This is a genomic window from Candidatus Nitrosopumilus sp., from assembly GCF_029882185.1.
Lineage (GTDB): Archaea > Thermoproteota > Nitrososphaeria > Nitrososphaerales > Nitrosopumilaceae > Nitrosopumilus.
Genome location: NZ_JAOULD010000043.1, coordinates 1 through 9,262, shown reverse-complemented (window position 1 = coordinate 9,262; position 9,262 = coordinate 1). Strand labels below are relative to the sequence as shown.

Genomic DNA, 9,262 nt, shown 5'->3' with positions numbered 1-9,262 from the left:
CCGGGCTACTCCTCTCAGAGCCCGTACCTGTAATAGTCTTGGTGGGCCATTACCTCACCAACAAACTGATAGGCCGCAGTCCCATCCTACGGCGATAAATCATTTGGAACACAAACCATTCCAGATATAGTGTTCTATCGGGCATTATTCTCAGTTTCCCGAGGTTATTCCCGTCCATAGGTTAGGTTGACTACGCGTTACTGAGCCGTCTGCCTTGTATTGCTACAATGACTCGCATGGCTTAGTATCAATCCGATAGCAGTCAGGTCCGGCAGGATCAACCGGATTCTGATTTATTTTTTGTATTTTGATTATTGAAGTACATTTGTACTTTAATTGGAATTGACGGATGCACATAATCTTCACATTTCAGATATTGATCACTTGATCAAATCCTCATTCTTGTATGCGTAACTGGAGGCCCATGAATCACAAAGTGGCATCTTGCCATACTTCATCACGAGCGCCGCCTATTGCGTTACGTATGCAGAAGCCGAAGAATGCAGAAACCATATAAACCATACGTGAAATTATGCCTGATCGGACAAAAAATTGTAAAAATTATATGTTTTTTGAAGGGAATTTTTGCCACAAAGTAAACAATAGAGGTCAATAGTTAAAATGACAGATCTTATTCTGAAAATTGCTTTTGAGTTATATTTCAGAATACAAAAAGAATACAAAAACATCTGCAAAAATATTTGCACAATCATCTAAACTTCATGTAAATGGTGTTTCTCATAACATAAGATTTTATGAACCATATCCATTTGTCGTAAAAGCATCTAAAGAGACAAGCCTTATCGATGTAGATAACAACAAGTACACAGATTATTGGATGGGTCATTGGTCTTTGATTTTAGGCCATGGTCACAGTAAAGTCAAAGAATCTTTGAAAAAACAAATTGAGAAAAGCTGGATGTATGGAACAGTAAATGAGCAAACAATAAAGCTATCAGAGATAATTTCAAAAGCAGTACCTGTCGCTGAAAAAATTCGTTATGTCACATCAGGTACTGAAGCTACAATGTATGCAGTAAGATTAGCTCGTTCTGTTACTGGAAAGAAAGTTATTGCAAAAATTGATGGGGGATGGCACGGATATACATCAGACTTGCTAAAGAGTGTGAACTGGCCATTTACAGAATCTGAAAGCAGCGGAGTGGTAAATGAAGAAAAGATTGTTTCAATTCCTTATAATGATTTAGAGAACTCTCTAAAAATCTTGAAAAAATATTCTAAAGATTTGGCAGGTGTGATCATTGAACCAGTGTTAGGAGGAGGAGGATGCATTCCAGCAGATGCAGATTATTTGAAAGGAGTGCAAGAATTTTGCAAGAAAAATAACTCGTTGTTTATTTTAGATGAAATAGTTACAGGATTTCGATTTAGATTTGGGTGTCTATATCCTACAATGAAATTAGATCCAGACATTGTGACTTTGGGGAAAATTGTCGGAGGAGGTATGGCAATTGGAGTAATGGCAGGTAAAAAAGAAATCATGGAGTTTGCAGATACCAGAGGTAAGAAAAAGTCCGAGAGGAGCTATGTCGGTGGAGGAACATTTTCTGCAAATCCTGCAACAATGACATCTGGATTTACAACTTTGTCTGTTTTAAAAAATGAAAAATCAATATATTCCAAAATTAACAATTTGGGAGACTATGCAAGAAAAGAATTAACCAAAGTTTTTGATGGCAAAGTAATAGTCACAGGGAAAGGGTCTTTGTTTATGACTCATTTTGTGAAAAATGGAATTACAGAAATCAAAAATTCTGCAGATGCTGCTAAATGTGACAATTCCACTCTACAGAAATATCATTTTAAGATGATAGCACATGATAAGATATTTTTCTTGCCAGGAAAGTTAGGTGCGATATCTAATGCCCACTCTAAAGAAGACATCAAAAAGATGGTTCTAGCCTCACAGAGAATATGAAAAAATCTGTAATTGCAGGGATAATTTTTCTAGTAATAATTACAATTATTGTTTTATTTGTATATTCGTACACACAAATTGCGGTTAGTCTCAACGGCGTAGAATTTCAAAGCATAGATTGGGAGCCAATAGACAAAGAGATTTTACTAAAAATAGGATTGAACGTCTTATCAGGGAATTGGTTTGATGCGGCATTTGGTTTGATTCAAGGGATTAATCTAAATTTAATATTCAGTCTAAGCAACAACGGATTTCTTCCGATATACATCCCAGATTTACATTATGATGTTTTAGTAAACGATGTTTCAATAGGAAGCGGTAACAGTAAGATTAACGCCACAATCAATCCAGGTCAAACAAAAGAGATCATATCGTTTCAAAATATTCAAAAAACCAGCATAGCTCCAGCATCTATTTCAATTATTGACTCAGAAGGATTGATGGATATCAAAGTGAAAGGAATCGCATATTTTCAGTTGTTGGGATTTAGAATTCCCGTATCTTTTGAATCAGTAAAACAAATTTCAATTTATGACGAGGTGAAAAACAAGATGAATGCAGAAATTCATAAAAATCTTGTGTCACAAGATTTGAATTCGTTGATATGTGGCGAGGGCACACATGTTGAAAATGGGAAATGTGTTCCAAATAGCATAATGGAAGGAGTTGCAGATATTTTTGATGAAATAAAAAAACAGGTAGATAATTTGTTAAAATAATATCAGTATTATCAAAAACAAGTTTAGAATCTACAGTAAAATGAGATATTTCATATCAATTATTTATTTTAAAAAGAGTAAGAACAGATTTGGATTTATGGATCATTTGAGAAAAATCTATTTTTCCAAGAAGTCAGTTCTGTAAAAACATCGACATAATTTTCAGATTTTATAGTAACATGAACATGTGCAAAAAAAGATTCAAATTTTCCCTCAAATATTAGGGTGCATTCTTTTTTAAAAAAAGGTACAGTAATTCCAATTTTTTTAAGAGATTTAAATTTGAAATTTTCAATCTGGATTTCATTTTCTTTAAGGATGACTGTTTTTTTATTTGGATTTTTATTAATTGAATCGTCAAGTTCCTTTTTGATAGAATCACTCCACATAGGAGAATCCATAGGCCACCTGTGAACATGGATTTTTTTTACAGCATAATGAAGTAGAAAATCAGTCAACAATGAAATAAGAATCCCACCATCATACAAATGTTAATAGATCAACTTCCATTGTAGATGCAAAACAAGTTTAAAACAATCAGAATAAAGCCAAACTTTCATTAGCAATATCATTTTTGAGAAATCATGGGATTGTTCGGTTCCAAAGATAATGTAGAAGATTTGATGTATAATGCAATGTCATTGATGGAGAAAAACCAGCCAAAAGGAGCAATTTCGTTATTTAATAAAATACTAAAACAAGAATCAAAAAATGCTTCAGCATTATTTAACAAAGGTTTGGCATTAAATCAGATTAAAAAATACAGTGATGCAATTACGTGTTTTGATACATTGTTAGAGATCAACCCAAAAGATGCTCAAGCGTGGAATAACAAGGGAATTGCAATGGCAGAAAACGGAAACATTCAAGCCGCTGCAGAATGTTATGATAAAGCAATAGAAATGGATGCAAAAAATGCTTCATCTTATTTTAACAAAGGTGTCTTACTTGACAAACTCCAAGAACATGAAGAAGCGTTAAAGATTCTGGATAAAGCAATAGCAATTGAACCAAGAAAACCAAACGCAATGATCTACAAGGGAATTGTACTCGGTAAATTAAAAAAACATGAAGAAGCGTTGAATTGTTTTCAGAATGTTTGTAAAAAATATCCAAATAATCAAGATGCATTTTTTCAAAAAGGTGTTCAATTAGCAGAACTAGGACAACATGAGAAAGCACTAGATGTGTTTGACGAGATTTTAAAAAAATACAAAAATAATGTTAATGTAATTTATGCAAAGGCTAGAAGCAAAGCAGCATTAGAAGAATTTCCTGAATCGTTAGAATTGTTAAAACAGGCAGTTTCTGCAAACCCCAAAATAATTCGTTCATGGGCAAAAGAAGAGCCCATATTTGTCAAACTGCACTCCAATGATCAATTTAGAAAAATAGTGAAACTCTGAATAAAGTCAGAGTATTTTTTTGCGTACTGCATCAATTCTAAGTAACCCGACTTTCTTTTTTGGACCAATCAATCTTGCTTCAAAAATAGGTACGTAAACTTCAGAAATATCATGTAAAATGAATTCTTCATTAAGATTTCTCACATCAGCATCCAAAGGTTTTTTCAAATGAGTTTGAAGAATATCAATTGCTGCGTCATGAGCCATTTCAGGTTTTTTTACATTAGAGATATTTTCTTCCAGTAATTCTTTAGGGTAATTTTCCATTGTGTTGGGATTGATTTTGAATTGAAACTCTATCTCTCTTCCATGATGATCAAAAATCAACTCATCTTCTTCTTCAACAAAGACATGTTCTTCCAAGTCCATGTCAACTTTATTTTTGCCTCGTTTTCCAACAAATGCCTTTTCCAAAGTAGATTTAGAACGAACAGGAAACACGCCATCGCCCAGAATTACCTCATGTACATTTGAATCAACAGAAATCGTATGAGTTGCTGTTCTAAAATAATCTGCAGTATATTTCCCAGATACTATCAACATGCACTCATAGTATAATTTTAAAGAATGAAAATGAACATCTTCTTTTTTGGGTCTAGATAAAAGAGATTTGAAAAGAGTTGTCTTTTTTTGTTCCACAATTTCGGATGCTTCTTTGTCATCAATATTTTTTTTCAAGACAACTGTTTTTACATCATATTTTGGTTTAGACAAAGATACTGCAATAACGTGTTTGTACCTATTAAACCAATTCTACTAGAGATTAAATAATAGAATTTTTATCTAAATGATATGGCAGCAAAAAAGAAAACAGGATACATTGAGAGATTTTTGAAAAAAGCAGATAAAGCAATTGATGATGGAATTAAGAGAGCAGATGAAGCACTTGAAGATGCGGTAGAATTTGGAGAAATGGCAGCTGCTCAAGCAAAAAAAACAAGTGAAGAATTAACTAAAAAAGCATTAAAAGAAAAAGAACAGATCAAATCAAAAGGAATTAAAAAAATCAATGAAGGCATAGCTGCTGCAAAAAAAGCAACAGGTAAAACAGAAGAAGATTTGATAACACTAGAAAAGCTTGGAAAATTAAGAAAAGACGGAATTTTAACTGAAAAGGAATTCCAAGAAAAGAAAAAGAAAATTTTATCTAGGATTTAAAATGGAAAAAGCAAATATTTCAGGCACTAATGATCAAAGAAAAATAAATCCAGAATGGTTTACTGCAAAAACATGGATGAAAGTATTATCAGAGAAAATTAAATCCAAAGATCAAGACATTTATCATGTTCATTTTGAGAAAGGATCAAGAACTAAACTACATAAACATAATGGGAATCAAGTGTTAATTGGAATAAAAGGGAAAGGAAGTCTAGAGATTTTTAAAAAATACGGCACAAGTAAAGATAATTTTAAAATTAAAAAAATTAAAAAAATTAGCCTTAATGAAGGAGACATTGTACACATTCCAGCAAAAACTCTACATACACACGGTTCTATAGACAAGAAAAAAGAATTTTCTCACATTGCAATCAATATTCTGCCAAGAGAAAATGCAACATACAAAACAGAATGGTATGAATCAGATTTTAAAACAAAAGTTTCAAAAATAATTTAGACAAAATGTCATTGCTTAAAGATTCTGAACTAAACTTTATTGAAGGTAATGAAGAGACAAAAATTAAACAATATTTTCACCCGCACAACACATTAAATGGAATTAACTACAGTTTAGCTCAATTTACGTTAGAACCAGGAAAAAAATCAAAACTCCACAAAATCAAATCTTCAGAAATTTACTATATTATAGAAGGTACAGGAAATCTGACGATCGAAGGGGAAAAACATGCATTACAAAAGGATGATTCAGCATACGTTCCACCAAATTCCAAGCAATTTATTGAAAATTCAGGGACAATAAATTTGAAATTTCTGTGTATTGTAGAACCCGCATGGAAAGCAGATGATGAGATTGTACTAGAGTAATAAGATAACCTTACAATAGTAATTATTTTTAACATATAACAAATCTCTACATCTAGTGAATACATATCAAGCACTCAGAGTACTAAATGTTGATTCAAGTTCATCACAAGAAGAAATCAAATCAGCATATAGGAAGCTGGCATTAGAACATCATCCAGACAAAAAACAAGGCAATACAGAAGACGCAGAATTTAAGAAAATTACAGAGGCGTATAACCATCTAAAGAAAAATCACAATCAGCATTATTCACCATATCACAATACATCTGAAACAAAGCAAAAACCCACAGATAATTTTAAAAGAAAATCTCAATGGGGAGCACCAAACGAACAAAAGATTCCAGAACAAGATTGGGGAAAATATACGCGAGGATTTGAAGAAGGAGATCCAGATTTTTGGAAAGAATATGAAAAAAAATTTTGGGAAGAATACAATGCAAGAATACATTCAGATGGAAGAAATGGAGAATATGAAAAATCACAAGAACCCAAAAAACAGCCTGAACTTTTTGTAGATGTAGACGAAAGCTTGTGCATAGGATGTTGTAGTTGCGAGATAATCGCTCCAGATGTTTTTGAGATTAACAAATCCAGCAAATCAAACCCTAAATCATCTGTAATTAATCAGAAAGGTGCAGGAATCAATAAAATAATGAATGCAGCTGAAACATGCCCAACAAAAGCAATCAGAGTAGAAAACAAGATCACAAAAGAAAAATTATTTCCGCATTAGATTTTTAGTTTATTGTATAATTCATTCATTTCAGACTCGGATAAATTCACATCAGAATTGAACATACTATGGATTGCTCCAGCAGAATCATCCTTGCTTCTTGGGACTAAATGAACATGAACATGTGGAATTTCTTGGCCTGCATCTTTTCCATTGTGTATTGCAACAAGCGTAGAACCAGTAATTTTATCGACATTAGATATAATTTCATGAACTAGAGAAAACAAGTCGGCATTTTCTTCTAGACTCATATCTTGAATTTTTTGATGATGTTTTTTAGGAATTACAAGCACATGTCCCGCTGCAAGAGGGAAAGCATCAAGAAAAGAAACAGAGGAGGGAGTTTCTTTTAGAAATTTTGATTTTATTTCACCAGAAATAATTTTACAAAATACACAATCCACAATAATGTAACAGATGTTTTAAAATATTAAATCATCGATTAAGGTTCAACAATAGTTGCCCAGGCCAAATCTTTTCCAAATTTGATCGTAGCCACATCCCCTGATTTCAATGTGCAATTTTCAATTATTTTTGGAATAGTATCTTTAGTTTCCACATAACAAACTCCATCATCATTTGTCAATATGATCACTTTCTCATAGACATCTTCGCGAATTAAATTCCAAAAGGGGAAAACCAGAGTAGATAATACAATTCCAGCAGTAAGGAAAGCACCTACAAACACAAGACTAGTCTTTTGACCTGAACTGAGTTCCAATTACCAAGTACCGCCATCGCCTGCATTAGGATCCATCTTTTTGGCAGGTACGTTTCCATGTGCTTTTTTCATATGTTTTTTTAATCGTTCAGGATCATGCAATTCTGTTCCACATACATCACATTTTGTTTTATGTTCATCATCCTTTTTACGTTTAAACAAGCCCATGATTTGATAAAATTTTGAAATACATTAAAAAGTATTCGAAACTTATTTTGCAATCCTCAAAATTTGAGAGAAACATTCGATTCTAACGATATGTATTATTTAGAAAACATGATTTTAATCATTTTTTGGTTTTTGTTGTCGTTTCATGAATTTATCAACCAGATCTTCAATCTGTTCATCAGCTATAAGCACTCGTTCATGTAATATTTTATTCTCTTTAATTTTGATCATCACTACAACAAAAGAGAAAACAGATGTAATACTACCAATAATTGTAATTATCAGTATCAAATCCAGAGAAGTACTCACCTCATTTTCTAAAACAGAATCTCTACCACTTGATGCCTCCAAATTATCAGGATCTACTTCCAATGCTTCATCAAAATATCTTAATGCATCATCACTACGTCCCAGATTTTGTAAAACATTGGCTTTCCCTAGCAGGCCTTCCAAGTTATCAGGATCCAATGATAGTACTTTATCATAGAATTGTTCGGCTTTGATGTTTTTATTTTCTAAGAAATTTAATTCTGCCATTCCAAGTAATGCAGAAATATCTTTTTCATCCAATTCTAATACATCAGTAAAAATATCTCGTGCTAACGCATATTCTTCTATATCTAAATAGACCTGACCTTTTTCGTTTAATGCAATAGCATTATCTAAATCCAATTGAATTGCATTATCAAGCATTTCAATAGATTTTTTGTATTGGTTAGTATCAAATAAAGCACTTGCTTTAGCAACAAGCGCAGTAACATTGTTTGGTTCTTTCTCCAATACGATATCAAAAAACAAAATAGCATCATCATATTGTTGCTCTTTGAGAAGGATATTTCCACTTCCAATTAATGCAACAATATTTTCTCTATCAAGTCTTAAAACAGAATTAAAAGAATCTAATGCATCTTCGTATTGGTCAAGATAATATAAAGAAGTTCCATGTCCATTTAATGCCACAATATTTTTTGGCTGTAATTGTAAAGTTTTCTCAAAATTTTGAAGAGCCTTTACATATTTTCCTTGAATTAAGCGAATATTCCCTTTTTCGTTTAAAGCCTGTATATTGTCCGGATCTTCTTCTAAAATTTTATTTAGTTCGTTAATTGCGTTATCATATTGTTTATCATCAAGAAACGTTTGTGTATTTTTGAATAATGCAGATTCATCAAATGTTTGTGCAGATATAGTAGGAATTAATAAGCCAGTAAAAAGTAACAACACAGAAATTTGTTTAATCATGACACCCATCTTTTTCTTCTAAAATAACCATAGAATCAGATCTACACATAGTATAGAAGTTAAAAAGCATATCATATTGGAATTTTTGGAATCATTTTCTAAAATAACAAAATATAATCAACAATCATGAAATACATTATAAAGGATACACGATTTTGCTTTATTGTGACAGTAAAAAATATTACAGTTTTAGGATCAGGTGTGATGGGACATGGTATTGCTCAAGTATCGGCAACTGCAGGGTATAATGTGGTTTTACGTGACATTAAACAAGAATTTTTAGATAAAGCAATGGAGAAAATAAAATGGAGTTTAGATAAACTAGTTGCCAAAGAAAAAATTTCCAAAGAA

At 32.2% G+C, this 9,262-nt stretch carries 14 protein-coding genes and 1 rRNA gene; 8 read left to right on the top strand and 7 right to left on the bottom strand.

What is annotated here, in order from left to right; all coding sequences use genetic code 11:
• Positions 1 to 288 (bottom strand): 16S ribosomal RNA (locus OEW78_RS08710); the annotation flags it as partial.
• A gap of 355 nt (positions 289 to 643) precedes the next feature.
• Between OEW78_RS08710 and OEW78_RS08705 the strand changes: the two genes are divergently transcribed.
• Positions 644 to 1,939 carry an aminotransferase class III-fold pyridoxal phosphate-dependent enzyme gene (locus OEW78_RS08705; RefSeq protein WP_300326918.1) on the top strand — a complete coding sequence of 432 codons (1,296 nt, stop codon included), beginning with the start codon at positions 644 to 646 and terminating at the stop codon, positions 1,937 to 1,939.
• Positions 1,936 to 2,658: an LEA type 2 family protein gene (locus tag OEW78_RS08700; RefSeq protein ID WP_300326917.1), complete on the top strand. Its 723-nt coding sequence runs from the start codon at positions 1,936 to 1,938 to the stop codon at positions 2,656 to 2,658. The genes OEW78_RS08705 and OEW78_RS08700 overlap by 4 nt, the downstream gene beginning before the upstream one ends.
• 95 nt (positions 2,659 to 2,753) lie before the next feature.
• Here the strand turns inward: OEW78_RS08700 and OEW78_RS08695 are convergent, their stop codons facing one another.
• Positions 2,754 to 3,116 carry a hypothetical protein gene (locus OEW78_RS08695; RefSeq protein ID WP_300326916.1) on the bottom strand — a complete coding sequence of 121 codons (363 nt, stop codon included), beginning with the start codon at positions 3,114 to 3,116 and terminating at the stop codon, positions 2,754 to 2,756.
• Between the two features lie 126 nt (positions 3,117 to 3,242).
• On the opposite strand from OEW78_RS08695, the gene OEW78_RS08690 reads away from it, so the two are divergent.
• Complete coding sequence (locus tag OEW78_RS08690) at positions 3,243 to 4,064, top strand: tetratricopeptide repeat protein (RefSeq protein WP_300326915.1); 822 nt, start codon at positions 3,243 to 3,245, stop codon at positions 4,062 to 4,064.
• Between the two features lie 6 nt (positions 4,065 to 4,070).
• Here OEW78_RS08690 and OEW78_RS08685 read toward each other — a convergent pair whose 3' ends face one another.
• Positions 4,071 to 4,778: a hypothetical protein gene (locus OEW78_RS08685; protein ID WP_300326914.1), complete on the bottom strand. Its 708-nt coding sequence runs from the start codon at positions 4,776 to 4,778 to the stop codon at positions 4,071 to 4,073.
• Positions 4,779 to 4,856: 78 nt separating this feature from the next.
• Between OEW78_RS08685 and OEW78_RS08680 the strand changes: the two genes are divergently transcribed.
• The 4 genes from OEW78_RS08680 to OEW78_RS08665 are packed head-to-tail and all read left to right on the top strand — an operon-like array spanning position 4,857 to position 6,780.
• Positions 4,857 to 5,222, top strand: a complete 366-nt coding sequence (locus OEW78_RS08680) for an SHOCT domain-containing protein (RefSeq protein ID WP_300326913.1) — start codon at positions 4,857 to 4,859, stop codon at positions 5,220 to 5,222.
• Between the two features lies 1 nt (position 5,223).
• A complete protein-coding gene (locus OEW78_RS08675; protein WP_300326912.1) occupies positions 5,224 to 5,679 on the top strand; it encodes a cupin domain-containing protein in 456 nt (151 codons plus the stop codon).
• A 5-nt stretch (positions 5,680 to 5,684) separates the two neighbouring features.
• A complete protein-coding gene (locus OEW78_RS08670; protein WP_300326911.1) occupies positions 5,685 to 6,047 on the top strand; it encodes a cupin domain-containing protein in 363 nt (120 codons plus the stop codon).
• Positions 6,048 to 6,102: 55 nt separating this feature from the next.
• Complete coding sequence (locus OEW78_RS08665; protein ID WP_300326910.1) at positions 6,103 to 6,780, top strand: DnaJ domain-containing protein; 678 nt, start codon at positions 6,103 to 6,105, stop codon at positions 6,778 to 6,780.
• Here the strand turns inward: OEW78_RS08665 and OEW78_RS08660 are convergent.
• The 4 genes from OEW78_RS08660 to OEW78_RS08645 all read right to left on the bottom strand — a co-directional run bounded on the left by OEW78_RS08660 (position 6,777) and on the right by OEW78_RS08645 (position 8,911).
• The gene (locus OEW78_RS08660) at positions 6,777 to 7,184 is read right to left on the bottom strand and encodes an HIT family protein (protein WP_300326909.1); all 408 of its coding nucleotides are present in this window, start codon (positions 7,182 to 7,184) and stop codon (positions 6,777 to 6,779) included. The two genes, OEW78_RS08665 and OEW78_RS08660, sit on opposite strands and share 4 nt — an antisense overlap.
• Positions 7,185 to 7,222: 38 nt before the next feature.
• A complete protein-coding gene (locus OEW78_RS08655; protein WP_300326908.1) occupies positions 7,223 to 7,501 on the bottom strand; it encodes a hypothetical protein in 279 nt (92 codons plus the stop codon).
• Positions 7,502 to 7,669 carry a hypothetical protein gene (locus OEW78_RS08650; RefSeq protein ID WP_300326907.1) on the bottom strand — a complete coding sequence of 56 codons (168 nt, stop codon included), beginning with the start codon at positions 7,667 to 7,669 and terminating at the stop codon, positions 7,502 to 7,504.
• Between the two features lie 114 nt (positions 7,670 to 7,783).
• The gene (locus tag OEW78_RS08645; protein ID WP_300326906.1) at positions 7,784 to 8,911 is read right to left on the bottom strand and encodes a tetratricopeptide repeat protein; all 1,128 of its coding nucleotides are present in this window, start codon (positions 8,909 to 8,911) and stop codon (positions 7,784 to 7,786) included.
• Positions 8,912 to 9,076: 165 nt separating this feature from the next.
• Here OEW78_RS08645 and OEW78_RS08640 point away from each other — a divergent pair.
• On the top strand, positions 9,077 to 9,262 hold a 186-nt coding region (locus OEW78_RS08640), incomplete at its 3' end, for a 3-hydroxyacyl-CoA dehydrogenase NAD-binding domain-containing protein (protein WP_300326919.1).

What these genes read in the sequence shown, in the direction of transcription:
- OEW78_RS08700 (WP_300326917.1), top strand. Translation starts at nt 1,936, where the DNA reads ATGAAAAAATCTGTAATTGCAGGGATAATTTTTCTAGTAATAATTACA.
- OEW78_RS08690 (WP_300326915.1), top strand. Translation starts at nt 3,243, where the DNA reads ATGGGATTGTTCGGTTCCAAAGATAATGTAGAAGATTTGATGTATAAT.
- OEW78_RS08680 (WP_300326913.1), top strand. Translation starts at nt 4,857, where the DNA reads ATGGCAGCAAAAAAGAAAACAGGATACATTGAGAGATTTTTGAAAAAA.
- OEW78_RS08675 (WP_300326912.1), top strand. Translation starts at nt 5,224, where the DNA reads ATGGAAAAAGCAAATATTTCAGGCACTAATGATCAAAGAAAAATAAAT.
- OEW78_RS08670 (WP_300326911.1), top strand. Translation starts at nt 5,685, where the DNA reads ATGTCATTGCTTAAAGATTCTGAACTAAACTTTATTGAAGGTAATGAA.
- OEW78_RS08650 (WP_300326907.1), bottom strand. Translation starts at nt 7,669, where the DNA reads ATGGGCTTGTTTAAACGTAAAAAGGATGATGAACATAAAACAAAATGT.
- OEW78_RS08645 (WP_300326906.1), bottom strand. Translation starts at nt 8,911, where the DNA reads ATGATTAAACAAATTTCTGTGTTGTTACTTTTTACTGGCTTATTAATT.